The 22,928-nt window shown below is 42.6% G+C and carries 27 protein-coding genes and 2 pseudogenes; 10 read left to right on the forward strand and 19 right to left on the reverse strand.

Translation table 11 applies throughout. The features are described 5' to 3' along the window. Both AAFP14_RS25330 and AAFP14_RS25335 read left to right on the forward strand, forming a co-directional pair. A pseudogene (locus AAFP14_RS25330) lies at nucleotides 1-133 on the forward strand (photosystem II q(b) protein); the annotation flags it as partial. Nucleotides 134-333: 200 nt separating this feature from the next. After that, complete coding sequence (locus tag AAFP14_RS25335; protein WP_341734946.1) at nucleotides 334-912, forward strand: Uma2 family endonuclease; 579 nt, start codon at nucleotides 334-336, stop codon at nucleotides 910-912. A 146-nt stretch (nucleotides 913-1,058) separates the two neighbouring features. Here AAFP14_RS25335 and AAFP14_RS25340 read toward each other — a convergent pair whose 3' ends face one another. The 3 genes from AAFP14_RS25340 to AAFP14_RS25350 all read right to left on the reverse strand — a co-directional run bounded on the left by AAFP14_RS25340 (nucleotide 1,059) and on the right by AAFP14_RS25350 (nucleotide 2,942). Beyond that, on the reverse strand, nucleotides 1,059-1,283 hold the full coding sequence (locus AAFP14_RS25340; RefSeq protein ID WP_333058538.1) for a type II toxin-antitoxin system HicA family toxin: 225 nt from the start codon (nucleotides 1,281-1,283) through the stop codon (nucleotides 1,059-1,061). A 2-nt stretch (nucleotides 1,284-1,285) separates the two neighbouring features. Then, complete coding sequence (locus tag AAFP14_RS25345) at nucleotides 1,286-1,495, reverse strand: type II toxin-antitoxin system HicB family antitoxin (RefSeq protein ID WP_293133322.1); 210 nt, start codon at nucleotides 1,493-1,495, stop codon at nucleotides 1,286-1,288. 61 nt (nucleotides 1,496-1,556) lie between these two features. Next, complete coding sequence (locus AAFP14_RS25350; protein WP_341734947.1) at nucleotides 1,557-2,942, reverse strand: ATP-binding protein; 1,386 nt, start codon at nucleotides 2,940-2,942, stop codon at nucleotides 1,557-1,559. Nucleotides 2,943-3,172: 230 nt separating this feature from the next. Between AAFP14_RS25350 and AAFP14_RS25355 the strand changes: the two genes are divergently transcribed. Beyond that, entirely contained in the window at nucleotides 3,173-4,582 is a 1,410-nt protein-coding gene (locus AAFP14_RS25355) for a hypothetical protein (protein ID WP_341734948.1), read from the forward strand. A gap of 112 nt (nucleotides 4,583-4,694) precedes the next feature. Here AAFP14_RS25355 and AAFP14_RS25360 read toward each other — a convergent pair whose 3' ends face one another. From AAFP14_RS25360 to AAFP14_RS25395, 8 genes are all read right to left on the reverse strand, one after another. After that, a complete protein-coding gene (locus tag AAFP14_RS25360; protein ID WP_341734949.1) occupies nucleotides 4,695-5,678 on the reverse strand; it encodes a hypothetical protein in 984 nt (327 codons plus the stop codon). Nucleotides 5,679-5,828: 150 nt separating this feature from the next. Then, nucleotides 5,829-6,224 (reverse strand): ACP S-malonyltransferase, encoded by a 396-nt coding sequence (locus AAFP14_RS25365; RefSeq protein WP_341734950.1) that lies wholly within the window; start codon nucleotides 6,222-6,224, stop codon nucleotides 5,829-5,831. After that, complete coding sequence (locus AAFP14_RS25370; protein WP_341734951.1) at nucleotides 6,221-6,595, reverse strand: DUF433 domain-containing protein; 375 nt, start codon at nucleotides 6,593-6,595, stop codon at nucleotides 6,221-6,223. Before AAFP14_RS25370 ends, AAFP14_RS25365 begins: the two co-directional genes overlap by 4 nt. Before the next feature lie 403 nt (nucleotides 6,596-6,998). Then, entirely contained in the window at nucleotides 6,999-7,400 is a 402-nt protein-coding gene (locus AAFP14_RS25375; protein WP_341734952.1) for a type II toxin-antitoxin system TacA family antitoxin, read from the reverse strand. A 76-nt stretch (nucleotides 7,401-7,476) separates the two neighbouring features. Then, complete coding sequence (locus AAFP14_RS25380; protein WP_341734953.1) at nucleotides 7,477-8,082, reverse strand: Uma2 family endonuclease; 606 nt, start codon at nucleotides 8,080-8,082, stop codon at nucleotides 7,477-7,479. Nucleotides 8,083-8,146: 64 nt separating this feature from the next. Next, on the reverse strand, nucleotides 8,147-8,755 hold the full coding sequence (locus AAFP14_RS25385; RefSeq protein ID WP_341734954.1) for a Uma2 family endonuclease: 609 nt from the start codon (nucleotides 8,753-8,755) through the stop codon (nucleotides 8,147-8,149). A gap of 126 nt (nucleotides 8,756-8,881) precedes the next feature. After that, nucleotides 8,882-9,403: a hypothetical protein gene (locus tag AAFP14_RS25390; RefSeq protein ID WP_341734955.1), complete on the reverse strand. Its 522-nt coding sequence runs from the start codon at nucleotides 9,401-9,403 to the stop codon at nucleotides 8,882-8,884. 216 nt (nucleotides 9,404-9,619) lie between these two features. After that, nucleotides 9,620-10,615, reverse strand: a complete 996-nt coding sequence (locus tag AAFP14_RS25395; RefSeq protein WP_341734956.1) for an AEC family transporter — start codon at nucleotides 10,613-10,615, stop codon at nucleotides 9,620-9,622. Nucleotides 10,616-10,708: 93 nt separating this feature from the next. Between AAFP14_RS25395 and AAFP14_RS25400 the strand changes: the two genes are divergently transcribed. Further along, entirely contained in the window at nucleotides 10,709-10,864 is a 156-nt protein-coding gene (locus AAFP14_RS25400; protein WP_341734957.1) for a hypothetical protein, read from the forward strand. Between the two features lie 54 nt (nucleotides 10,865-10,918). Here the strand turns inward: AAFP14_RS25400 and AAFP14_RS25405 are convergent, their stop codons facing one another. The 6 genes from AAFP14_RS25405 to patD form a co-directional block, all read right to left on the reverse strand. Then, entirely contained in the window at nucleotides 10,919-11,125 is a 207-nt protein-coding gene (locus AAFP14_RS25405) for a glycogen debranching protein (RefSeq protein ID WP_341734958.1), read from the reverse strand. Nucleotides 11,126-11,204: 79 nt separating this feature from the next. After that, nucleotides 11,205-11,690 carry a GNAT family N-acetyltransferase gene (locus tag AAFP14_RS25410; protein WP_341734959.1) on the reverse strand — a complete coding sequence of 162 codons (486 nt, stop codon included), beginning with the start codon at nucleotides 11,688-11,690 and terminating at the stop codon, nucleotides 11,205-11,207. A 61-nt stretch (nucleotides 11,691-11,751) separates the two neighbouring features. Next, the gene (locus AAFP14_RS25415; protein ID WP_341734960.1) at nucleotides 11,752-12,825 is read right to left on the reverse strand and encodes an RNA polymerase sigma factor, RpoD/SigA family; all 1,074 of its coding nucleotides are present in this window, start codon (nucleotides 12,823-12,825) and stop codon (nucleotides 11,752-11,754) included. Between the two features lie 96 nt (nucleotides 12,826-12,921). Then, nucleotides 12,922-14,688 (reverse strand): ABC transporter ATP-binding protein, encoded by a 1,767-nt coding sequence (locus AAFP14_RS25420; protein ID WP_341734961.1) that lies wholly within the window; start codon nucleotides 14,686-14,688, stop codon nucleotides 12,922-12,924. A 166-nt stretch (nucleotides 14,689-14,854) separates the two neighbouring features. Further along, nucleotides 14,855-15,436: a TFIIB-type zinc ribbon-containing protein gene (locus AAFP14_RS25425; RefSeq protein WP_341734962.1), complete on the reverse strand. Its 582-nt coding sequence runs from the start codon at nucleotides 15,434-15,436 to the stop codon at nucleotides 14,855-14,857. A 23-nt stretch (nucleotides 15,437-15,459) separates the two neighbouring features. Further along, entirely contained in the window at nucleotides 15,460-16,146 is a 687-nt protein-coding gene (gene patD / locus AAFP14_RS25430) for a heterocyst frequency control protein PatD (RefSeq protein ID WP_341734963.1), read from the reverse strand. Nucleotides 16,147-16,242: 96 nt separating this feature from the next. Here patD and AAFP14_RS25435 point away from each other — a divergent pair, with 96 nt between their 5' ends. Continuing rightward, a complete protein-coding gene (locus tag AAFP14_RS25435) occupies nucleotides 16,243-18,519 on the forward strand; it encodes a RelA/SpoT family protein (RefSeq protein WP_341734964.1) in 2,277 nt (758 codons plus the stop codon). A gap of 193 nt (nucleotides 18,520-18,712) precedes the next feature. Here AAFP14_RS25435 and AAFP14_RS25440 read toward each other — a convergent pair whose 3' ends face one another. Together AAFP14_RS25440 and AAFP14_RS25445 are read right to left on the reverse strand one after the other, a co-directional pair. Next, the gene (locus tag AAFP14_RS25440) at nucleotides 18,713-19,627 is read right to left on the reverse strand and encodes an NAD(P)H-dependent glycerol-3-phosphate dehydrogenase (RefSeq protein ID WP_341734965.1); all 915 of its coding nucleotides are present in this window, start codon (nucleotides 19,625-19,627) and stop codon (nucleotides 18,713-18,715) included. A 97-nt stretch (nucleotides 19,628-19,724) separates the two neighbouring features. After that, complete coding sequence (locus tag AAFP14_RS25445; RefSeq protein ID WP_341734966.1) at nucleotides 19,725-20,159, reverse strand: NUDIX hydrolase; 435 nt, start codon at nucleotides 20,157-20,159, stop codon at nucleotides 19,725-19,727. A gap of 328 nt (nucleotides 20,160-20,487) precedes the next feature. Here AAFP14_RS25445 and AAFP14_RS25450 point away from each other — a divergent pair, with 328 nt between their 5' ends. From AAFP14_RS25450 to AAFP14_RS25465, 5 genes and pseudogenes are all read left to right on the forward strand, one after another. Then, nucleotides 20,488-20,883 carry an alpha/beta hydrolase-fold protein gene (locus tag AAFP14_RS25450; protein ID WP_341734967.1) on the forward strand — a complete coding sequence of 132 codons (396 nt, stop codon included), beginning with the start codon at nucleotides 20,488-20,490 and terminating at the stop codon, nucleotides 20,881-20,883. Nucleotides 20,884-20,934: 51 nt separating this feature from the next. Continuing rightward, entirely contained in the window at nucleotides 20,935-21,279 is a 345-nt protein-coding gene (locus AAFP14_RS25455; RefSeq protein ID WP_341734968.1) for a hypothetical protein, read from the forward strand. A 21-nt stretch (nucleotides 21,280-21,300) separates the two neighbouring features. Further along, a complete protein-coding gene (locus AAFP14_RS25460) occupies nucleotides 21,301-21,900 on the forward strand; it encodes an IS607 family transposase (protein WP_341734969.1) in 600 nt (199 codons plus the stop codon). Continuing rightward, nucleotides 21,891-22,040 carry a hypothetical protein gene (locus tag AAFP14_RS26750; RefSeq protein ID WP_472851090.1) on the forward strand — a complete coding sequence of 50 codons (150 nt, stop codon included), beginning with the start codon at nucleotides 21,891-21,893 and terminating at the stop codon, nucleotides 22,038-22,040. Before AAFP14_RS25460 ends, AAFP14_RS26750 begins: the two co-directional genes overlap by 10 nt. Continuing rightward, nucleotides 21,995-22,195: pseudogene (locus AAFP14_RS25465) on the forward strand (IS200/IS605 family accessory protein TnpB-related protein); the annotation flags it as partial. The gene AAFP14_RS26750 and the pseudogene AAFP14_RS25465, both read left to right, overlap by 46 nt. Nucleotides 22,196-22,928 lie beyond the last annotated feature (733 nt).

The following is a 22,928-nucleotide window of genomic DNA, read 5'->3' on the forward strand; positions in this document are numbered from 1 at the left end:
GGCTGATGTGATCAACCGCGCTAACTTGGGTATGGAAGTAATGCACGAGCGCAACGCTCACAACTTCCCACTCGACTTGGCTGCTGGCGAAACAACTCCAGTTGCTTTGGTTGCTCCTTCTATCAACGGTTAATTTTTAACTTGAGATAATCAAAAAGCGCTCCTAGAAATAGGGGCGCTTTTTGTTTGGGAAAAAATAGGACTCAGCGGTTGAAACCGCGTCTACATAAACGAAGTCCGGATGGTGCGCGGACTAAAGAATAGAATATGACGATAGACTCCATGTTTTGGAAGTCGTATATTATGGAAGAGCGATCGTAAAAGGTAAGTCAAATGGTTGTCGCAGTTTCTAAAGCAGGATTGGGTACAGGTGGGGCTTTCCTGTCAAACGTGACATGGGAGACTCTGGAAAAGTTGGATGCAGATTTGGCGGAAACTGGGGCGCGTTTAACTTATTTGGATGGGTGTTTAGAAATTATCGGTTCTTTTTCTGAGGAACATGAAGAATCTAAAAACACTTTAGGTCAGGTTTTAGAGATTTATATGCGGACCAAAGACATTCGTTTCTACGGGCGTGGTAGTACAACTATCGGGATGAAGGAGTTGGGTGCACGGAAGGAACCGGATGAGTCTTATTGTTTGGGTACGCGCAAGTCGGTTCCAGATTTGGCGATCGAGGTGACGGTGACAAGTGGTGGAATTGATACGCTGGAAATCTATCGTCGGATAGGAGTGCGGGAGGTTTGGTTTTGGGAGGATGGGGTAATTTCGGTTTATTGTTTGCGCTCTACGGGGTATGAGCTGGTTAGTAAGAGTGAACTTTTGCCGGAGTTGGATTTGCGATCGATCGAGTTTTATTCGCGGATGGCGGATCAATATGATGCGGTAAATGCTTTTGTGCGATCGATGTAGAAGTTGAGAAGTGCGATTAAAAAAACTATGCTTTGCCCTCATATTTGGTCTTTGCTGGAGTTTGTTTCCATGCAGTTTCGGTTCCTGATTTCGGTAGTTTTGCAGCAGCAATTTGGGCAAAAAGTAGTCATGTAGTTCACGTCAACTCACCGTGACTCCAACATTTCCTCAACTGTCAAGCCAATATCAATTGCAATCCGCTGAAGCAATCTAGGTGATATATCACGCCCTTTATGAAAAGGAACAGTAGTTCCTCGCCCATCTTGGTGACGGAACTGCTTATGTGAGCCTTTTTGACGCACCTCTACAAAATCAAGGTTCTCTAGTATGCGGACTATTTCCTGTGGTTTCAGAACTGGGATATTGCTCATGTTTATCGGATCACAATCTGCTGTGTACCTATAAATTCTGTCTGAATGACGAGAGTATCATCTTCTAGGAGCATCTCAATTACCTCACGCAGATTCTCGTGTAACTCATCCAAGGTTTCTCCCTGGGAATGCGCCCCAGGAAATCCAGGAATATAACCAACGTAAAGCTTGGTATCAGAATCTTTTTCGATAATAGCGGTAAAGGTTTTCATAAGATTCGCTTTCTATCCGTTAAATCTAAGAAATGTAATCTCTCATAAATTATATAATATTTCACCGGCACTGAATGTATGCTTTGAATACGGGATTGAGGAGAAAGAGCGATCGCCCTCTTACTTGTACTTTTTCCAGTAAGCCGCGTCGGGCTAAAGATTGTATGGCGTGCCAAAATTCAGATTTGGATAATTCACTGTCAGCAGGTTGTTGTGAAATATCTACAGCTTCAGCTTGAGTCGCCAACCAATAGCCTACGTTTTTTTCTGACTCCGATAAACGCTCTAACTGAGATTCTAAAATGGGTTCTAAGTCACCTAAAAACACATCATTTCCATCCGCTAAAAACAGGGAAACGCTACCGTCAAATAATTCGACAATTGTTGCAGCTATAATATTTAACCAGTAAGGATGTCCTTGATAAAGGGTGATTAAGTCTGACCATTTTTCCTCATCTGTCAATGCTTTTTTTCTGAGAATTTCTGCCGCTTGTTCTCCTAACCCTTTGAGGTGTAAGGTTCGTGCGGGTCGGTTTAGTGCTTCTAAAGCAGTAATTTCTCTGGGTTTTTCCCAACTGAGGAGGATTAAACAACTCTGGTGAGAGGATGTGGCAATTTGTTTGAAAAATTTGCCATAGTCTTCATAGCCTGTTAAATATTGACCTGCTAGTTGACTGCTTTGAAAAATATTCTGTACGTCATCAAGGATTACCAAACAGCGAGAGGCGCGAAAATAATCGATGATTGTGGGTAATGGGGGTTGTGGCGATCGCCCAAAAAATTGCTTGAGTTCGGTTTGGAGGGTTGAAAGTGTGGGTGTGTTGGTGAGACTTAACCAAATAATATAATCGAATTCGGTTTGAGTTTGTTCGATGAGTTTGAGGGCGAGATTGCTTTTGCCAATTCCACTTAAACCGTAGATGGTGATTAAGCGGGTGTGGGATTGTAAAATCCATTCTTGGAGGGTGGAGAGTTCTGAGGCGCGATCGTAAAAGCTGGTTAATTCGGGTGCGTCTGTTAAATCTATTATTGGGGATTGACTTTTGTTTTGGGGAGAATCTGGGGGAAAGGGCGATCGCTGTTTAGCCTCTTCTGCATCTTGCCGTTTTTCTCCACAGATATTGATATGACTTCTATTAATTTTACTATTAACAATTTGTGAAGAGTTACCAGAATTGTTAATACTAGATACTGCTTTTGTTTCTAAAATAGAGCGAACATTAGATTGTTTAATATCTTCTCCCAAAATCTCAGAGAGAAGTTTCCATAATTTTCTAGCAACTTGTTTAATATGATCTTCACTACGATTGCACTTTTTAGCTATTTTAGGATATTTCTCACCCTCCCAAACTTCCTTTAATATACATCTTTGCAATGAATCAAGATGTTTTTCCGTCTTCACAAATACTTGCTCGTCAGTCCACTGTAAAACCTCTTGGATATCCATAGCTAAAAGTGGGTTTATTTTTCAAAATCACACTATATCACACTTTGTAACACTTTACCAGCTAAATCACACTTTTTATTGTTAGTAAAAATCATGAAAAAACAATTAACTGTACACTAAATCACACTTTTATGAATATGCACAAATAAATTTTCATATTAAAATAGGATAATGAAAAATACAATAAATCTAGTAGAGATTTATAAGTTATCAAATGCTCTGGAGGAAATATGACACGGTTTAACTGGTTTGCCAAAGACAGCTCTCAACAAAATCAGAAACTCACTTCGGAGGATGTGCAGCGAATAGTTCGCGATTTCAATCAATGCTTGTCACGTATTCAAGGGATACCTGATGTCTTAGAGGATATAACCTTTGACCAGGCTATCAGTTATTTCCAGAGCGATCGCCCAGGGACTCCTAATGTAAAAAAAGGAGTAATTATTCGTCAAGAGCATCCCGAAGGGCAATTTTTAGGACAGGTGTTTTTAGACGCAAATAATCACCTTATTTGTCGTTCAAATGGAATACCTTATGGTCGTCAGTTGGTGGCTAAAAAACTAGACAAAAAATTAATTGATGTTTTGGGCGATCAAAAATTAATTGCTATTGAGTTGAAGGCTCAAGAATTTGGTGAATATCAGCTTACTGAAGAAACCACTCAAAAATCGAGAATTGTAAAAATCTCTAAGATAGTTAGTATCATTATTTGGTCGATTATAATTCTAATTGTATTAATCCCGTTACTGGGACGATTAGTTATGAGTCAGGCTTTGGCAGCAGAATTAACCTCTCCTCCATCCATAGAAATTACTCAATCTCTAGTCGCATTTGGTGGAAGAGAACAAGCTTTCAAAAAAGCTCTGAACACGGCAAATCAAAGTGCTGAACAATATGCTAACAATGAATTAAATCGGTGGGAGGAACAATTAATTAATCGAATTGATACGGACTTTTTAAATTGGTATTTTAATTATTTTAATCAGAAACAGCAAGAATTTGGTGTTCTTTTTGAATATATTGGCGAGAATTTGATGAATGGGTTTAATCAGAGTATAGTCAATGAAAAGATTGCCAAAAGCATAAATGACAATATTCAAAGAGAATTTGCTAGGAGAGTATTGCAAGCAAATTCAGCAGAGATGAAATTTCATACCATAGTAATTGATACGGCTAATTTTTATATTGAACAATTATCTAAGGAATTTGACGATGTGCCGAAAATGTACAAAATCCCCCAAGCGGACTGGCATAAATATTTAGAAGGTATAAATTTTAGGTTAGAAAATGAACGAGGAGATGAAGTATCTTTAGTAAGATTTGTAGGTGCTGCTGGAACTGCTAAAATTACTGCTACAATTGCTGCTAAAGCAGGTAGTAAAGCTGTAGCTGCTATTTCTTCGCAACTAGGAAGTATGATTGAGCCTACCCTTGCCATAGCTTTAATCGCTTGGGATTATTGGGATTATACTAAAGGAGTTCAAGAAGACAAGCCCCGTTTGCGTGAAGATTTAGTCAACTCTTTACATGACATCAAAAAATCTATTTTGAGCGAGCCAGAACATAGTGTAATGTCTGTTGTCAATGAATTAGAACAAAAAATTAAAAATAGTGTTTTACAGGCGAACTTTCCTGCTTAAAAGTTTAGAACTGGTATGCTTTCTATCTAGATAGCAATTGTCGGCTGCATCAGGGAAAATAAATCTCTAATTTGAGAACAGGACTTGCCCTGACGCACTGCTCCACTTTTAGCTAGCGAGGCCCAGCTTCAATTGCAGAATTGGCTATCTGAACGAGCATTTTCTCTTGCCCATTTTTCATCGTTACTCGGTACAAAACACCTTGATAATGCCATTCAACTAAAGCCGTGCAGTAAGCACCACAACCATTGTAAAAAACTCCTTGTGTTCGGCCTGCTAATTGAATAGTTTTGAATTCACCCCTAAATCCTCTAGGCGCTGGTGTTGCTGCTTGTCCACCTCTTTCTGCTGAGATACTCCCGATGTAGCACGGCGTACCGCTGCAATTAGGTATGGAGCTCATTACAACGCTATAGCTCTGCGTTTCGACTCGGCTTTCCAAGTAAATTTGTTTTGGGAATGGAAGCTGACTGGGTAGAAAAATTGGGACTCTCGTCTTACCTTCCATGTGCGAAAGAATTTCACTAACTGGAAAAGAAATACTCGATCGCGAATTACCACTTTCAGAATTAGCAGACTGAGGGCGAAACCCTTGCACAAAATTCGTCCAGCGCTGAATTTTATTACCAGTAATATCTAAAATTGGAATAGAACGAGTCCTCGCTATTGGCCGCCCAGCCTCCTCCTGAGAATATTCGATCGCAGTACGCTCTGGTTTCCTTAAACCATAAGTATTAGCAATCTCGCTAGCCAACTGACAGTTTATTCTGAATTGCCCCATATCAATTTTACCATTTCCCGCGCGATAATACCAAGTCCTACCGCCAGCGTTGGGTATCTCCTGACAATCAGAATATGTCACCTCAAACATCTTGGCAATATGCACGTCATAGAGGCGCAACTGACCCCCATAAGCAGATTTTGTGGTATTGGTTTCTGATACCGTAAGGGTATAGGTTCCTTCTGCGTGTTGTAATCTCATTGGAACTTGTGTTTGAGCGATCGCCTCTGGTATCCTCTGAATAGGAGTTCCGAAAACCCAACTCAAAGTAATAATAGCAAAGCTGCTTAGGAATAGTTGTTTTACGCCTCTCATTTGTCCCTATAAAACTATTGGATAGTTGTATTGTAGAGCCTATTATATATCCTTGGTTTAGCTAAATAAAAAAAACTTACTTAAATCGCCACTGAATCCCAAATAACTAGCACGAAGCGCGATCGCACTCTTCAACAATCTCGACCAACCTCATGGGATGAAAAGCCGACTTATACCCATATAGCCATTAATACCAAGCACAATCTCAATTAGACTCTCAACACAACGTTCTCGATATTCCGAATCATTCAGTAATCTATCAGCATTTCCAATCGTAATCACAGGTAATGAATTAGGAGTATTTTCTTCGCGCATTACTTGTTCCAAAGAATCCTTACCTTTCATACTGCGATTAGCTGTGAGCAAAATCATCTTATTTTCTTGAGCAAGCCGCCAAACTACCCTGTCATCGCTATTGATGGGTAATTCCATTTGTGCAAAGGTGACAAAACGAATTGGGATGATATCAAGCCAACCTTGATTAGCAATAGAACCAAAGAAAATTATGGCGTGTCCGTTGAGATTATGATCTATCAAAAAAATCATGCTTTAGCCTCACGTTTTGCCTTAGCCGCTCGAAGCTTTTCCCATGCAGCTTCCGTTCCTGGTTTGGGTGGTTGCGCGGCAATTCTCGCAATCAGATCGCGATTTTTTTCTTCATAATATAGCCGCAATTCCTCCGCGTCCTTCAGCACCATTTGATACTCAGCTTCAACATCAGCGCGATTAGCCTCAATATAAGCCAAAGCTGCGTTAATTTGTTGCTCTGTCAGGTCAAATAATCCCCTGATAAACTTAGGTGGATATTGAGCCGTTACATAGTCCATTATATCGTAGATAGTAATGCGCGTACCCGCGATGCTTAATCCTCTTTCTGTGCGGATGATAGCTGTTTGTTCGTTAGAGATGGTTGTCATACTTATAGTCTCCTAGAAGTTATTTCTATTTTAACTCACCGCGACTCCAACATTTCCTCAACTGTCAAGCCAATATCAATTGCAATCTGTTGTGTCCCTATAAACTCTGTCTCAATAGCGCAGACTACGTAAGTCCTTGAAGGGGAGCATCCCAATTTTGCAGGGGCGAAGCATGACCGCAGATAATTTATGAGTTAAAAGCAGAGATTTACTGCGGTCATGCTTCGCCCCTACTGATATATTTGCAAAAATGGGATGCTCCCCATTGAAGCGCCCTCCAACTCATTTTTTAAAGCACGACGTTTTAACCATTCATTTAACTCATTGTTATCTGAATTAAAGCTGTCAATTTGATGTGATGAATTCAGCTTTTCGGGAGGAGAAAGCTGCTGTCTATCTTGTTCTAATCCCAGGGAGATTGAGTTGTTAGTAATGTCTGTAGCTTTTCATTTTCCATAGGTTGAGCATCTAGCAATGCTACAAATTCCTTAAATTTAACTTCATCTAACCCAAAAAAACATCGGTCTAAAAGAACATCTTGGGCTTTTTGATAAGCTGAATCCACCATGAACTCTGAGGGACTTTTTCCTTGTATTTGAGCCGCGCGATCGATTAAATCGCTTTGAGGTTGATTCATTCGGATATTGATTATCAGATCGCGTATTTGGGCATCCTCACCCCCGATAGATCCAACTTCTCGATCTATTTCACCACGCCACAAGTGTTCTAGGAGTCGCGATAGTAGTGCTGCTTGAGAGTCCTTTGGAAGTGCAAGAACCTCAGCCTCAAGATTTTCAATTGTCATAGTATTTAATAAGTTTTTGATACATTAACTCTATCATACTTTGGGATGAAGAACTATAGCCCGATCGCCCAATTAATTAAAACGCCAGTTTTTGAAATAACTCCGCAACCGGAAGAGTAAAGCCGGAGACGATTTCTTCGCCATCTAGGGAGTCAACGGACTTGAGCAGGCGATCGGGTTCTTGGGACGATCGATACACCAACACATACTTTTCTTTAGGGTTAATCACCCAAACTAAACGCGCTCCATTCTCAAAATATTCTACGAGTTTGTCGTGAATTTCTGCCACAGTATTGCTAGGAGAAAGGATTTCTACGGCAAGATCCGGCGCACCTTCTAGGAAGCCATCGGGAATATCATCTAGCCCTTGCAGGCGTTCTTTTGCCATGAATGAAACATCGGGCGATCGCTTATTCCCTGATTTCATCTTGAAAGCAGTGCTGGAATCGAACATCGCGCCTAATTTTCTCGTTGATACGCAGTTAAATAACGTAGCACTCAAAATAATCGCAATATAACCGTGTTTTGCACCCGAATTTCCCATGTCAATTAGTTCTCCATTTACAATTTCGTAGCGGTGTCCATCTCGGTTGAGTGCCATGAATTCAGCATCAGTCCAGACTTTTTCCTCTGCTGGGGTTTCAAGTTGGTTTTGCCCTGGATGTTGAATTAGAGTAGTCATAGCTTTCTCCTAAACTTATATTTCTATTTAAACATCATCCATTTAACAATGAAAAAAATGGCCATTAAAAATTAAGGCGGCGGTAGACTTCAGACATCGGAAGTTCTATATTTAAACTGTGCAGGACGATCGCCCGATCGATCCCATCGTACACTTGCCATTGCCAGCGATCGCTAGTTTGGCGATCGAGGTTGTGATATTGCTCAATATATGGTTCAGTTTGACTCACCAGCAAATATTCACAAAAACTAGCAATAGAGCGATATTTGCGGAACTTTTCACCTCGATCGTAGGCTTCCGTAGATGGCGAAAGAATTTCCACAATCAATAAAGGGTTGAGAATTTCATCCGTGCGAGATCCATTGAATTCCGGTTCGCCATCAATTACCATAACATCGGGATAAGTGCCGTGATTGAAGCTAGGAATCCAAATTCGTAAATCGCCGTTATAGGTTTGAAAATTGGTGTCTCGGAGAGCCACGTTGAGAAAAGTCGTAGTATCTACGGCAATACGGCTGTGAGCGGGGGAACCTCCTGACATAGCGATAATCTCTCCGTTACAATATTCGTGACGTTCTTCGGCAGTTTCCTCGATCGCCCTATATTCATCTAGAGTGAAGCTAGTCTTTGTCGCGTCGGTCAGATTTGGTGGGTTGGTTTGAGTAATAACCACGATCGCACCTCCTAAATAATTAGACTTTAAATAATTATGGCTTACAGCTAGATAATTGTCTCAACCCAGAAGCGATCGGATTTATAGAAATTTATCTTTCATCAATTTTACCCGATCGCCTATTCATTATTGAGGGCGAAACCTTTGCACAAAATTAGTCCACCGCTGAATTTTATTACCACTAATATCTAAAATAGGAATAGAACGAGTCCTGGATATTGGCGGCCCAGCTTCTTCCTGAGAATATTCGATCGCAGTACGTTCTGGTTTCCCTAAACCATAAGTATTAGCAATATCGCTAGCCAACTGACAGGTAATTCGGAAAGAACCCATGCTAATTCTACCATTTCCGGCATAGTATTCCCAAATCCTAAAGCCAGCTTTGGGTATTTCCTGACAATCAGCATATGTCACCTCAAACATCTTGGCGATATGCACGTCATAGAGGCGCAACTGACCCCCATAAGCAGATTTTGTGGTATTGGTTTCTGACACCGTAAGGGTATAGGTTCCTTCTGCGTGTTGCAGTCTCATTGGAACTTGTGTTTGGGCGATCGCCTCTGGTATCCTGTGAATGGGAGTTCCGAAAACCCAACTCAAAGTAATAATAGTAAAGCTGCTTAGGAATAGTTGTTTTACGCCTCTCATTTGTTCCTATAAAAATATTGGATAGTTGTATTATAAGTCTTGCAACAATCATTAGTGTTGGGTTTATTTCCTGTTTTAGTAACGCAATCCAAATCTAAGAAACCGGTTTCTGCGATAATTTACGCATCCTCATCGAAATTTACTGAAGAAACCCGGTTTCTGACTTCCCAAGACTCCAAAAAACCGGGTTTATGGCTTCCCACAAATCGCCTAAATTCAACTAAACCAAGCTAGCCACACTGGAAGCATCAACAGCAACCCCACAGAAGTTATGGCAATACTGCAAGCTAACAAATCGCGATCGAGTTCATAGACTTCTGCTAAAATCAACACAGAAAGTGCCGTGGGTGTTCCCGACATCAACACCAGCACGAGTCTCGGATCGCCACTCAATCCGCAATAACTAGCACCCAATCCTATGAACATCGGGACAATTATTGCTTTTAGTAGGGATGGGATTAAACCCATTTCAAAACTTTGCCATTTTTTAATAGACCGCAGACGAATACCAACTAACAGCAAAGCACTGGCAATTACTACCCAAACTGCTGCTTGCAATCCTAATTCTACTGTCTCCGGCAAGGCGATATTTCTGGTTAAAAAGCCAATTAAAAACGCCCATAACGCTGGGACTGTTACCACATCTTTTAGCTGAGTCCACCATTGATTCTTTTGCTGGGAATGACCGTAATAGCTAGCAATAAATACACCAAATACATAGGTTCCGAATACGTTATTGGTGACGCTATATAATACCGCCCAGTTGTTATTGTCGGCGCTGATGATGCTGGGGGCGATCGCTAATCCGACAAAGCCGGTATTTCCTAATATTGCCGCTAGGATAAAACTGCCTTGGCTCGATCGCTTCAGGGAGCTAAAATTTAACAATAGTGCATTGAGTAAAGAGTTTTTGCCCAAAAAATAGGGCTTGGCGATGTGGTGGGCGCTTAGCTGTTGCAATAACTGCCAAGTCAGCCAAGCTAAACTCGTACTCAGAAATAACACAAATATGGCGATCGCAGGGGTGAATCCCACCGCACCAGAAAATTCGCTGTGACGGGCTAAAACTAGAATTTGCAGCGGTATCCCAATCCAAAAAAGAAAGTGGCTTAGTAGTTTGGGAAAATTAACTGGGATGAACTGAAATAAGAGTAATCCTAGGCCTGTCCAGATTAGTAGAGGCGTGTAGGCGTGAAATAAGGTTTCAACCATAAAAATTAAGTTGACAATTTGAAATGTCTTTACTTATTAATAGTAAGGCTAAAACCTCTTCTCGGTTTGACATCTTGATAATTTGACAAATTTATGTTCAAATTATCTTGTTTTTTTTCAGATTATGTGCTGGGCTATCTGGGCGATCGCCTGGAACAGCAATATGTTTTTTCGTTGGCGGTTGTTTATGATATTTTTTACCGCAGAGGACGCAGAGAGCGCAGAGAAAGAGAAGTGAGAGATGAATGATTTCTATGTTAATGGAGGAGTTGAGATTAATTGAATTATACTGAATTACACTGATTAATTCAATTTCAAAGCATTAACAGGTACTTCATCCCAAGCGCTGACAGTGCGCAATGTAGCAACCCAGCCCTGTTTTTTTTGTTCTGGGGTTAAATTTTGTTCAAAAGAATCATGGCATTGTTTAGCTTGAGTCTCATTGACACAGGCAATGCAAGCATACAGAATGCCTGATGGATCGATTTGTTCGTTTACCCAAATAATCATAATTTACTCTCCTAATTTACTGTTTTTTTGACAGGCAAGATGTCTGTGCCACCTGTTTTTACTCCTAGCTTGACTTGAATTATTTTGAGGCTAAAGTGGCCAGAGATTCGCCCGCCAGCCGACAAATCCGCCAGTCGGGCATCACATTAGCACCTATGCCTTTGTAAAATCCGATCGCCAATTCATTCCAATCCAACACACTCCATTCCAAACGCCCGCACCCGCGATCCACTGTCAATTGCGCTAAATATACTATCAAAGACTTGCCAATTCCCCGCCCTCGAAACTCAGGGAGGACAAACAAATCTTCCAAGTAAATTCCCGGCTGAGTCAGAAAAGTAGAATAGTTGTGGAAAAATAGCGCCCACCCCACGACTCGACCTTCGGACTCTGCTAAAATTGCTTCGGCAAAGGGTCGATCGCCAAACAGATGATTCTCCAAATCCACAGCACTGCCCGTGACAGCATCCGATAACTTTTCGTACTCAGCCAAAGCTTTAATCAAATCAAACAACACGGGCACGTCTGCCCGCGTAGCTGGACGCAAATTTACCTGAGAAGACATAGACAAGTAGTAAGTAACAATCAAACATTAAAATACCATATCAAACTGGTTTAATGTTTAATTATTTCAGCCATCCCTTTAACCGTTCTGTCACTTGAGGTCGCCGGAGTTTCCGCATCGCCTTATTTTGAATTTGACGCACTCGTTCGCGGGACAAATTGAACAAACTACTCACCTCTTCTAAAGTGTAAGGTTCCCCGGTTACTAAGCCATAACGCATTGCCACAATCTCTTTTTCCCGCTCTGTCAAAATATTGTCCAACACCTCCAATATATCTTGGCGCATCATCATCTCATTCATTTGAGCTTCAGGAGATTGCGTCACGCTATCTTCTATCACATCCAACAGTTCCGAACTTTCTTCGGAGCCGATACGGTGGTTGAGAGACAAAGATTGTCGGCGTACTTGCTGGAGGTAACGAAGTTGTTCCGAAGTAACTTCCATGGCTTTAGCAAGTTCAGCTTCGGTGGGATTGCGTTGGAGAGATCGCTTGACATCCCGATAAACTCTTTTTAGCTTATTTAATTGTTCGACAATGTGAACCGGCAATCGAATCGTCCGCCCTTGATTGGCAATTGTGCGAGTAATTCCCTGGCGAATCCACCAATAGGCATAGGTAGAAAATTTGTAACCTTTCTCAGGATCGAATTTTTCGGCTGCTCGATTTAAACCCAAAGCGCCTTCTTGAATTAAATCCAGAAAAGGTACGCCCCGATTCAGATAGCGTTTGGCGATGGAAACCACCAACCGCAAATTTGAGCTAATCATTTTCCGTTTCGCTGACTGACACTGATACCGGAGATTTTGCAGTTGAGTTTCGCTCAAACCCAAAGTCGCGGCGAGTTCAGCTTTTGTGGCACTTCTCCCCAATTCGTGCTTCAAATTCTGTTCTAGTTCCTCAAGGGCTACTAATTCTTGGACGCGACGGGCTAATTCTACCTCTTCGGTGGCAGTTAGCAGGGGATAGCGAGCCATTTCCTTGAACAAAGCTCCGACGGGATCGTCGGCAGACCAGTTGTTGTATGCTGACGAGCGAGTTAAAGTCGGAAGATCGATCTCGATATCTTCATCTTCTGCGATCGCGAATGAGGCTTCCGGTGCCACCGCAAAACTGCCTAGGTCAGATTCTGCCATATGGTGCTTGGTGTCGGTGGAATGATTTCAAATGTCTGCCTTTACTTTAACGAATTTAAAGCCAAATTCCCGAAATCCCCCATTCAAAATCCAAAATCAATTGGTTCGAGCCAATAAAGGAGCCGCTTGCAACAACTGCTGAGTGTAAGGGTGCTGTGGATTCGTAAAAATATCCCTAGTCTTGCCAATTTCCACAATTTTGCCAGCATTCATCACTGCAATGCGATCGCAAAAAAATCGCGCCACCCACAAATCATGGGTAATAAACAAATAAGTGAGGTTAAATTCCTGCTTCAATTCCAACATCAGTTCTAAAACCTGGGTTTGAACACTCGCATCCAGCATACTCACTGGTTCGTCGCAAATAATCAATTGTGGGCGAGTAATCAAAGCGCGGGCGATGGAAACCCGCTGCTGTTGTCCTCCTGACAATTCTGCTGGATAGCGACTCCAAAAATCTTCCCCAGGAGTCAAACCCACCCGTTCTAACATTTGGATTACTTGTCTTTTAGCTTCGCGGGCATTCGCTAATTTGTGAATCAATAAAGGGTCAGCAATACTTTCTCCCACAGTCATCATCGGATTCAAACAAGCGTGGGGGTCTTGAAATACCATTTGCATTTGGCGGCGGTGTTTCCTCACAGCATCCTTAGTCAGGGCTGTCAAATTTATTCCCTGAAATTCCACTTTGCCACCCGTCGAGGGAATTAGCTGCAAAATCGTCCGTGACAATGTACTTTTGCCACAGCCTGACTCCCCTACCAGCCCTAGGGTTTCTCCCTGTTCTAGCTGGAAATTAACCCCATCTACTGCTCTAATTACATCACGTTTCCCAGAAAATAACTGTTCTAATAAATTGCTTTCTAAACTGTAGTGCTGCTGCAAATTTATCACCTTCAACAGAGGAGAATTGCTTTCCTCGTTCCCCCCTTCCATGCTAGGGAGGGCAAGATTTTCTTGGGAGAGGTTAGGGAGGGCTTGACTTTCCCCCCTTGGAAGGGGCTGATTTTCCCCCCTTGGGGGGGGTAGGGGGGGGTTATATTCTCCGGGTACGGGGTTGTATTCTTCCTTCTGAATGTGCAAGGCTGCTTTTAAGAGCGATCGAGTATATTCGTGTTGTGGCTGTTGAAAAACTTGCTCCACTGGTCCGGTTTCTACCACTTTGCCACCATACATCACCGCAATGCGATCGCAATACTCAGCCACCATCGCCAAATCATGAGAAATCAACAAAATAGCCGTTCCCCGTTCAGCACAAAGTCGCGTTAATTCCTGCAAAATCTCGGCCGCGACAGTAACATCCAAACTGGTAGTTGGTTCATCCGCCACAATTAATTTAGGTTCGAGCAAAAGAGCCAAAGCAATTGCCACTCTTTGGCGCATTCCGCCACTAAATTCGTGAGGAAATTGCGACCAGCGAGAAGCAGGAATTTTTACAGATTCCAAAACTTCAATCGCCCGTTTTTTAGCTTCCTTTCTCGACAAATTCGGTCGATGAGCCTGCAAAGTTTCAATACAATGTTGACCGACAGTCATCAAAGGATCGAGGCGAGTCATGGGGTCTTGAAAAATTAGTGCCACAGCTTCGCCCCGAAACCCTCTGAGTCGCGAAGCATTCATTTCAAATATTGACTCTCCACTAAACAGAACTTGCCCCTCAATCAGGGTTGACTCTGGCAGCAAACGCATCGCCGCCCGTCCCAAAGTTGACTTGCCACATCCCGATTCCCCAACTAATCCCAGCTTTTCCCCCGGTTGCAGTGTCAGGGAAACGCCGTCAACTGCCCAACCGGATTGTCCTCGGCGCTGAGGATAAGCTACTCGTAGATTTTCGACGCAAAACAAAGAATAGTCATTAGTCATTAGTTATTAGTCCTTAGTCCTTAGTCCTTAGTTATTGGTTATTGGTTATTTGTTATTGGTTATTAGTTATTTGTGATTAGTCCTTAGTTATTTGTTATTTTTTTTACTCTCAACAGTCAACAGTTAACAGTTAACAGTCAACTGTCAACTGTCAACTCACAAAGGACTAAATTTCCTTTCGCTTCAACTCGGCTTTCCGCAGTATATAAGTAGCCGCACAATCTGCATGGGGATGGTCTGCTAAAACTTCTGCAAGTTCCAATACATAGCCGGCGATGTCTGGACCTAGCTTTTCTATCAGGACTTGGCGCTCCCTTTCGGCCAGTTCCTGCAAGCGGGCTTTAGCTTGCCATGTGGGAGAAAACATTTGGTCAATCTCGGTATGGAATCCGAGACTTTCTAGAATGTCCCACTCGCCGTTATCGCACCAAATTCCCCCGCACAGCGTACACCGCTCTATGTAAAACGGTATTCTGCTAAAAGGAACTTTTGTTCGCGACAGATAGTGACCATCTTCGGGACACAGGGCTGCTTTGCTGTCGTAGGGAGATGGTGTAAATTCTATGCCGACAGTGGCTGTCTGTCGCTTGTCGGATTTGAGGGACCACTGGCGCTGGTTTTTTTGCCAAGTTTCGTATTCTCGGCCTGGAATCCAGATACCATAACAGTTGGGACACCATTGCACCGAAATAGCACCGGCTAAAGTGCCACCCTCTAAGTTGGGATGTTTGCATTTTGGACATTCCACGGCTTTAATTTCTCCTTACCTGCTCAATTCTTCGTTAACTCAGTTTTTAATTCTGCCTTTTGGGCGGTATCTAAAGCTACATAATTTTTGGGCAGCAGCACACCGCAGTAGCCAATTAGCGTGTTAATCCTCTCGATTGCCGCAGTTTGTCTGGCTGTCGCTGTCGCTGGTTGACGGGATGCTTGCAAAAATGTGACATCTGTTCCCAACATTCGCAGTTGCTTGTGAATTTCAGTCAGATAGGACTGTTCTGCGGGTGTTTCTGAGGACTCTAACTCACTGTTGTCGGTTGTCATAATTTGGTTTCCGAAAAATTGTTGCACTTTTTTGTATTCCGCCACCAGTGCAGCTCGATCGAGATTATCCTGTGCAGCAGTTTTTTGGAGCTGTTCGAGTGCTTGCTTTAATTTGTGATAGCGCTGATAGCGATTTTCGGACAAGAGCATAAATTTTGTAAATAAATTTCTATTTATAATCAAAGTAGATCTTTTCTTAAAGTTAGTGAGATTTTTTTGACGGGAGGGCATCTCTCGATCGCCCTTGTCTGACCTCTCACTGCCCAAATATTCTGATTCTACAGTATCGGTCTCCCGTAAGGGCGGCCATAGTGTCACTATATTTTCCTCCCTGGGAGGGGGGGCGATGTGGAATTTAATCGCTATAGTTGACAAAAAAAATTGACTCTTTTTGGCGATTGCAACTTCTGACATCTAATTAGTTTAGTATAGCTAAACACATATTTTTGGCAATTGAACCGAACACAGACTTTTCACCATTTGTATTTGTAAGTTTTAAAGGTGCGTACCATGAATGCTCAAACTCTCACTCCTGCTATCGATCCTGCGATCGTTCCCGATTGGCTACAAGAATGCCTGAATGCCCGATCGACTCTAGAAGCAGACTCTAGCTCCCATTGTCCCACTGGCAATAACTTAATTTGTCAGGCCTTTGAATTTGCCCGTGACTTGCACGAAGGACAATACCGAAAGTCAGGAGAACCTTACATTTGCCATCCGATAGCTGTGGCTGGGATGCTACGCTATATGGGTGCTAACAGTGCGATGATCGCAGCGGGCTTCCTCCACGACATTGTTGAAGATACAGACGTGACTGCCGAAGACTTGGAACAAAAGTTCGGCTATGAAGTGCGACAGTTGGTGGAAGGGGTGACAAAACTTTCTAAATTTAATTTTTCCAGCAAAACTGAACGCCAAGCTGAAAATTTTCGGCGAATGTTTTTAGCAATGGCTAAAGATATTCGAGTCATTGTCGTCAAGTTGGCAGACAGGCTGCACAATATGAGGACTTTGGAGCATCTGCCAGAAGAAAAGCGCCGTAGCATTGCCCTAGAAACACGAGAAATTTTTGCTCCTCTGGCGAATCGTTTGGGTATTGGTCGCTTTAAATGGGAATTGGAAGATTTAGCTTTTAAATACCTGGAACCGGATGCTTACCGCGAAATTCAGGATTTAGTGGCTGTCAAACGGTCCGATCGCGAAATTCAACTGGCAGAAGTTACAAATAGTTTGCTAGAAAGACTTGACAAATTAGGCATAAAATGCTACGAACTTAGCGGTCGTCCCAAACATTTGTACGGAATTTATCGGAAGATGCAGCGCAGTCAAAAAGGGTTTCACCAAGTTTACGATATTGCTGCGGTGCGGATAATTGTCGAAACTAATGATGACTGTTATCGAGCTTTGGCGATCGTCCACGATTCTTTCCGCCCCATACCAGGCCGTTTTAAAGATTATATCGGTTTACCGAAGGCAAATCGCTATCAATCTTTGCACACAGGAGTAATCGGAACCAGCGGCCGGCCCATCGAAGTGCAAATTCGTACAGTAGCAATGCACCACATCGCAGAATACGGGATTGCAGCCCACTGGAAATACAAAGAAACAGGTGGTTCTAGCAATACGAAAGTCACCGGAGACGACGAGAAATTTACTTGGCTGCGGCAACTGCTAGAGTGGCAAAGCGACCTCAAAGACGATCGGGAATATTTAGAAAGCATTAAAGACAACTTATTTGACGAAGATATCTATGTTTTTACTCCCAATGGAGATGTCATTGCTCTCAATAAAGGTTCCACACCCGTAGATTTTGCTTATCGCATTCACACCGAAATCGGCAATCATTGCACCGGGGCTCGGGCCAACGGGAGGATGGTGACACTAGACACAGTTTTAAAGAATGGCGATATTGTCGAAATTCTGACTAAAAAAAATGGTAGTCCCAGTTTAGACTGGCTGAATTTTGTCAAAACCAACGGAGCTAAAAACCGAATTAGACAGTGGTTTAAGCGATCGCACCGAGATGAAAACATCGCCCGCGGTCGGGAATTATTGGAGAAAGAATTAGGCAAAAGTGGCTTTGAATCTTTGCTCAAATCCGAACCGATGCAATCAGTAGCCCACCGCTGCAATTACCACAGCGTCGAAGATTTATTGGCTGGTTTAGGCTACGGGGAACTGACATTAAATCTGGTAGTAAATCGCATCCAAGATTTGGTAAAACTCCGACAAAAAGTTGAGGTAGCCACCGTGGGTTCAGCTCAGGAATTGCCCACGCAAATACCTCTGATGATGCCACCGAAACCAGTGCCAAGTTCATCTCCGAGCAAATCGCCGATCGCAGGTGTTGAAGGATTACTTTACCATTTGTCAGGCTGCTGTTGTCCAATTCCGGGGGAAGCAATTATTGGAGTTGTGACTCGCACCCGTGGCATTTCTATTCACCGACAAGGTTGTGTAAACGTTGAGTGTGTGCCGGGGGATCGGTTGGTTCCTGTGAGTTGGAATGCGAACGCTCGCAATGGTAGCCGCCCCAATACTTATGCGGTTAATATTCAAATTGAAGCCCTAGACCGAGTAGGAGTTTTCAATGATGTATTATCGCATTTAAAAGACAATCAGGTCAACGTCCGCAGCGCTCAAGTAAAAACCTATCCCGGTTTTCCAGCCTTAATTGACTTGTGCATGGATATTCAGGATAAAGAACAGTTCGAGCGCACCTGTATGCAAATTAAAAATATGAGCGATATTTTGAATTTGCGGCGGCTCAGTCAAGTGACTGAATAGGAATTGGGCGTGGGGAATCGGGAACGGGAGCATCCCGATTTTGCATAGGCTGTAGCATGACCGCAGACAATTTATTAGTGATAACCAGAGATTTACAGCGGTCATGCTTCGCCCCTAGGAATATATTTGCCAAATACAGATGCACCCAATGGGGAATGGTTAGTTGTTATTTGTCAGATTGAGTTTAAAAAGGCTATATTTCAGGTTTCAAATCTCGTTCCATCAGAGCTAAAACTGCTTGTTCGGGAGTGATTTCACCATTGAGTAAACGGTAAACTTGAAGGGAAACAGGTACTTCAATAGCACGTTGATTAGCTAAATCAATCAAAACATTGGTAGTATTTACTCCCTCAGCCGTGCTTTGTAATTCGTGCAAAATTTCCTCTAAAGATTTACCTTGAGCCAATCCAAAACCAACCCGGTAATTGCGCGATAATGAACTATTACAAGTAGCCAGTAAATCTCCTAAGCCTGACAAGCCATAAAAAGTTTCTGCCTGAGCGCCCAAACGAACACCAACTCGAATCATTTCCGGCAAAGCGCGAGTTAGCAAAGCAGATTTTGCATTAGTTCCTAATTGTAAACCGTCGCAAACACCAGCGGCGATCGCAAATACATTTTTCAGGGTACCACCTAATTCAGTTCCCAAGGGATCTTGATTAATATAAACCCGAAAAATTTCCGAACTGTAAATATGCTGCACCTGCTTAGCTGCTGCTAAATCAGAACTAGCTGCTACCGTTGCAGCAGGTAATTCCTGCCGAATTTCCTCAGAAAGATTGGGTCCAGAAAGCACGACTATGGGATGGCGTGGAAAAGCAGTTTGCCAAATTTGTGAAGGAGTACGAGTAGTGGTGGGATCTAAACCTTTGGTAACAGTAACTATAATGGTGTTAGGGCCCAGATTTGTTGACAGAAGTCGATCGACTGTAGCGGCAACTCCTTTCATCGAAACTGCCGAAACCACAACATCCGTACCTGCAATCGCAGACTCTAGTTCAAAAGAACTACGACGGGACCACAAGTTAACCTGATGGTCATTTTTACTTGCTAGATTTGCTAGTGCCGAGCCCCAAGCACCTCCGCCTAATATTGTCAAGATTGTCATTGGTTAATTGGTAATGGGGAATGGGGAATTGGTAGTAAATTCGGCAATACGCACCCTACTAACGAGGGGGCTGGGATTCTTGACATCGCCTCTATAACTATGCTTTCAATTGGGGGCGCAATCCATAATGACGGTATCGCCAATAATCGCGTAAAATGCGATCGTGATCGAAGCACAATTGAGTCGGAATACGCCAAGATTCAAATATTTCTAAATTTTTAGCATCGTCAGCAGCTTCAGGAATTCCGGTGGCGGAAGCTAAGAAGACAATACTGAGAGTATGTTTGCGGGGGTCGCGATTTGGATCGGAATAAACGTAGAATTGCTCGATTAATTCTACTTCTAATTTGGTTTCTTCTAAGGCTTCCCGTTTGGCCGCTGTTTCTGCGGATTCGCCACAATCCATGAAGCCGCCGGGAATCGCCCAGCCGTAAGGAGGATTGCGACGTTCTATGAGTACGATCGGGCGGTGGGGGCGATCGACCAATTCTATGATAATATCAACCGTAGGAGTAGGATTTTGGTAAGTCATTGGGTTGGAGTATGGGACATCGGTCTTTGGTCATTAAGAATTTTATTATGTAATTAATCACAAACAACAAATAACCAGTAACCCTTCGAATACGCGGTTGCTGAGCGGAGTCGAAGCCCAGGGTGCAGCCAATAACAAATAACTAATAACAAACAATATGCCTAAATGGAGCGGAAAAGTTTTCGGTACCGCTACAGTTACTATTCTCCTATTAGGCGCAACTGGATATTGATACGTTTTTATCGCGAGAGCGCCTGAGTTAGACCCTCCGAAATTAGTCACCGATGCCAACTTGAATTTTGAACTCAAAACATATAAAAGTGCGGCTATGAATTCAGAGCGCACTTATGGCTTAATTTTACCACCTGGGTATGCTAAAAATTCCCAACAGCGTTATCCAGTTATTTTTTTGTTACAGGGGGGACACGGAGACGCACGGGCTTATCAAGACAAAGCTGCTGTTACTTCTGTGCTTCACGACTTGTATCAAAGCAAAAGATTACCGCCGTCAATTATAATTACTCCTGACGGAAACGACCAGCGGGGTACAAGTCCTTTGTGGGACCAGCAGTATAGCGGTTCTCAGATAAATGAGGTATACAGAAACCCTGTATTGTCAAGCTTTCCAGGGCAAAATTCGTACCTCACCTTTTTGAGAAAGGCTATATTTGGATGGGCACAATGGTCTGGTGGGAAGTGCGATCGGCTCGGAATTGGTTTCTGAGATCAAATCGCGCTATTGAGTATTCAGCTAAAAATCTCAAATCTACCTGCCATGAAATTAGAACAATTACACGAATTTCGTCAACTAGCTTATGAATACCTCGGCAACGCTAAAGATGCTACCTTTGAACTAGCAGATGCGGTAATGACAACCCGCCACATCTCGTGTTACGAACATCAGCTCACGGCTTTACCTCACGGCATACCTGTTGGTATCATCGGTCAAGGATATAGTATGATCGCGCTGATACCTGAGTACAGTGGCAGTTGGACACTGCAGTTAAGACAGGAACGTATCACCAGTTGGGACAACCCGATCGGTTTTGGGGCCGGGCAATTGGCACAAGTATTGTCAAACTTCGTTAATTTGATAAACAGTTATAAGCAATCGTGGTAATATGTAGTCAGGAGGTCGGAAATGAAACTACCTGACTACGCCAAAGCGATAGGCATAAGTTACACAACAGCATGGCGGTGGTGGAAAGCAAACAAGCTGCCACATCCAGCACGACAAACAGAAAGCGGTTTAATCATAGTTGATTATTTGCCACCAGTATCATCGGTAGAAATCAAGAAAAACCGAGTTGCTATTTATAGCCGAGTCTCGTCTTCTGAAAACAAAGACAATCTCAATCGTCAATCAGAACGACTCACCGAATACGCAGTCGCTAACGGTTATCAAATTGTTAGAAATGTCAAAGAGATCGGCAGTGGATTAAACGATAATAGAAAGCAGTTGGAAGCACTGTTACAGCAAAATGACTACGACATTTTACTGGTCGAACACAAAGATCGATTAGCTCGCTTTGGTACAAATTACCTAAGCGTATTACTCTTTCGGTTGGGAATTAAATTAGAAATAGTCAATATAGCGGAGAACGGAAAAGATGAGCTAATGCAAGATTTAGTGGCAATAGTTACAAGTTTTGCTACTAGACTTTACGGACAGCGCCGTGGGAGTCGAAAAACAGAAAAAATAATCGCCGAACTAAAAGATGGAGGTTCTGAATGCAACTAACAGAACTACACATCATCAAATCCACAGAACATCGTTTCGCCCAAATTGACGAACTAGCCTTTAAATCCAAAAATCTCTACAATGCCGCCAATTACGTCCTATCGTCGATATTTTGGTCGCGCAACAAATTGGGACGCTAGTAATTGGCAAGAATGTACAGTGGAAAACTGAAATTAACCTAGGGAAGCAGACTAACCAGAATTTGGTCAGTATTCCTCACGCTCGATTAATTGAGATGTTGGAATACAAAGCTTTCTTAGTTGGAATTGACGTAATCGTGCAGGAAGAAGCTTTCTAACCCACATTCCGCACCCTCAACTGGCACATACGCGAATTGAGTAGTTCAAAGTCAGTCTTTCGAGACAATAATGAGTAAAAATACTGAGAAAATTGAAATTCACAAAAAATTGCGATAATTATCAAATGTTGAATTTGCGTGTTCAGCCGATGCCTTTTCAGCAGCCAATCGCTTATCCCAACAACTAAAGTATTACAATTTAACTCAGATTAGCAGCAGAGAAGTGACAGCCAAACGGTTGGTGATATTAAATTTGTTTCCAGTTACTTGTCGGTCTTATTATTTATTGCTGTGAAATTAAGTCGAGCAGTTAATTGGTAAATCTGATTTTAATTTAATCTAGCTTTGATTCAGCAGTGATGTATAATCGTCACCATGTGGGCGATATCTGCTGGGAATTAATAGTTAGTTTGGGTGTGATTTTTGACTTTTTATAGATTAAGAAAATTTAGTTCATGCCCGAACGTCAATTTTGAGAAATGGACAACCGGGTGATGCTTAGTTACACAAATCTTTAGGTGTTTTTACTCACTATTGTCTCGGAAGATCGACTTTGAGCTACTCAATTCGCGTAGGTACCAGTTGGGGGTGCGGAATTTGGGTTCTAAACTCCAGTCCGAGAGACAAACAGCCAGAAAGATTAGACGAGCGACGCAATTTTGCGAAATGACAAAGGGGGGACGAACCCCAAGTTTGCCTAAAAAAAAATAAAGCGGCTTTGTAGAAAAGA

The organism is Microcoleus sp. EPA2 (assembly GCA_020882975.1).
GTDB lineage: Bacteria > Cyanobacteriota > Cyanobacteriia > Cyanobacteriales > Microcoleaceae > Microcoleus.

Excerpts from the sequence above, each read along its gene's own strand:
- AAFP14_RS25335 (WP_341734946.1), top strand. The coding sequence starts at position 334 with ATGGTTGTCGCAGTTTCTAAAGCAGGATTGGGTACAGGTGGGGCTTTC.
- AAFP14_RS25340 (WP_333058538.1), bottom strand. The coding sequence starts at position 1,283 with ATGAGCAATATCCCAGTTCTGAAACCACAGGAAATAGTCCGCATACTA.
- AAFP14_RS25345 (WP_293133322.1), bottom strand. The coding sequence starts at position 1,495 with ATGAAAACCTTTACCGCTATTATCGAAAAAGATTCTGATACCAAGCTT.
- AAFP14_RS25350 (WP_341734947.1), bottom strand. The coding sequence starts at position 2,942 with ATGGATATCCAAGAGGTTTTACAGTGGACTGACGAGCAAGTATTTGTG.
- AAFP14_RS25355 (WP_341734948.1), top strand. The coding sequence starts at position 3,173 with ATGACACGGTTTAACTGGTTTGCCAAAGACAGCTCTCAACAAAATCAG.
- AAFP14_RS25360 (WP_341734949.1), bottom strand. The coding sequence starts at position 5,678 with ATGAGAGGCGTAAAACAACTATTCCTAAGCAGCTTTGCTATTATTACT.
- AAFP14_RS25365 (WP_341734950.1), bottom strand. The coding sequence starts at position 6,224 with ATGATTTTTTTGATAGATCATAATCTCAACGGACACGCCATAATTTTC.
- AAFP14_RS25370 (WP_341734951.1), bottom strand. The coding sequence starts at position 6,595 with ATGACAACCATCTCTAACGAACAAACAGCTATCATCCGCACAGAAAGA.
- AAFP14_RS25375 (WP_341734952.1), bottom strand. The coding sequence starts at position 7,400 with ATGACAATTGAAAATCTTGAGGCTGAGGTTCTTGCACTTCCAAAGGAC.
- AAFP14_RS25380 (WP_341734953.1), bottom strand. The coding sequence starts at position 8,082 with ATGACTACTCTAATTCAACATCCAGGGCAAAACCAACTTGAAACCCCA.
- AAFP14_RS25390 (WP_341734955.1), bottom strand. The coding sequence starts at position 9,403 with ATGAGAGGCGTAAAACAACTATTCCTAAGCAGCTTTACTATTATTACT.
- AAFP14_RS25395 (WP_341734956.1), bottom strand. The coding sequence starts at position 10,615 with ATGGTTGAAACCTTATTTCACGCCTACACGCCTCTACTAATCTGGACA.
- AAFP14_RS25400 (WP_341734957.1), top strand. The coding sequence starts at position 10,709 with ATGTTCAAATTATCTTGTTTTTTTTCAGATTATGTGCTGGGCTATCTG.
- AAFP14_RS25405 (WP_341734958.1), bottom strand. The coding sequence starts at position 11,125 with ATGATTATTTGGGTAAACGAACAAATCGATCCATCAGGCATTCTGTAT.
- AAFP14_RS25410 (WP_341734959.1), bottom strand. The coding sequence starts at position 11,690 with ATGTCTTCTCAGGTAAATTTGCGTCCAGCTACGCGGGCAGACGTGCCC.
- AAFP14_RS25415 (WP_341734960.1), bottom strand. The coding sequence starts at position 12,825 with ATGGCAGAATCTGACCTAGGCAGTTTTGCGGTGGCACCGGAAGCCTCA.
- AAFP14_RS25420 (WP_341734961.1), bottom strand. The coding sequence starts at position 14,688 with ATGACTAATGACTATTCTTTGTTTTGCGTCGAAAATCTACGAGTAGCT.
- patD (WP_341734963.1), bottom strand. The coding sequence starts at position 16,146 with ATGTCAGAAGTTGCAATCGCCAAAAAGAGTCAATTTTTTTTGTCAACT.
- AAFP14_RS25435 (WP_341734964.1), top strand. The coding sequence starts at position 16,243 with ATGAATGCTCAAACTCTCACTCCTGCTATCGATCCTGCGATCGTTCCC.
- AAFP14_RS25440 (WP_341734965.1), bottom strand. The coding sequence starts at position 19,627 with ATGACAATCTTGACAATATTAGGCGGAGGTGCTTGGGGCTCGGCACTA.
- AAFP14_RS25445 (WP_341734966.1), bottom strand. The coding sequence starts at position 20,159 with ATGACTTACCAAAATCCTACTCCTACGGTTGATATTATCATAGAATTG.
- AAFP14_RS25450 (WP_341734967.1), top strand. The coding sequence starts at position 20,488 with ATGAATTCAGAGCGCACTTATGGCTTAATTTTACCACCTGGGTATGCT.
- AAFP14_RS25455 (WP_341734968.1), top strand. The coding sequence starts at position 20,935 with ATGAAATTAGAACAATTACACGAATTTCGTCAACTAGCTTATGAATAC.
- AAFP14_RS25460 (WP_341734969.1), top strand. The coding sequence starts at position 21,301 with ATGAAACTACCTGACTACGCCAAAGCGATAGGCATAAGTTACACAACA.
- AAFP14_RS26750 (WP_472851090.1), top strand. The coding sequence starts at position 21,891 with ATGCAACTAACAGAACTACACATCATCAAATCCACAGAACATCGTTTC.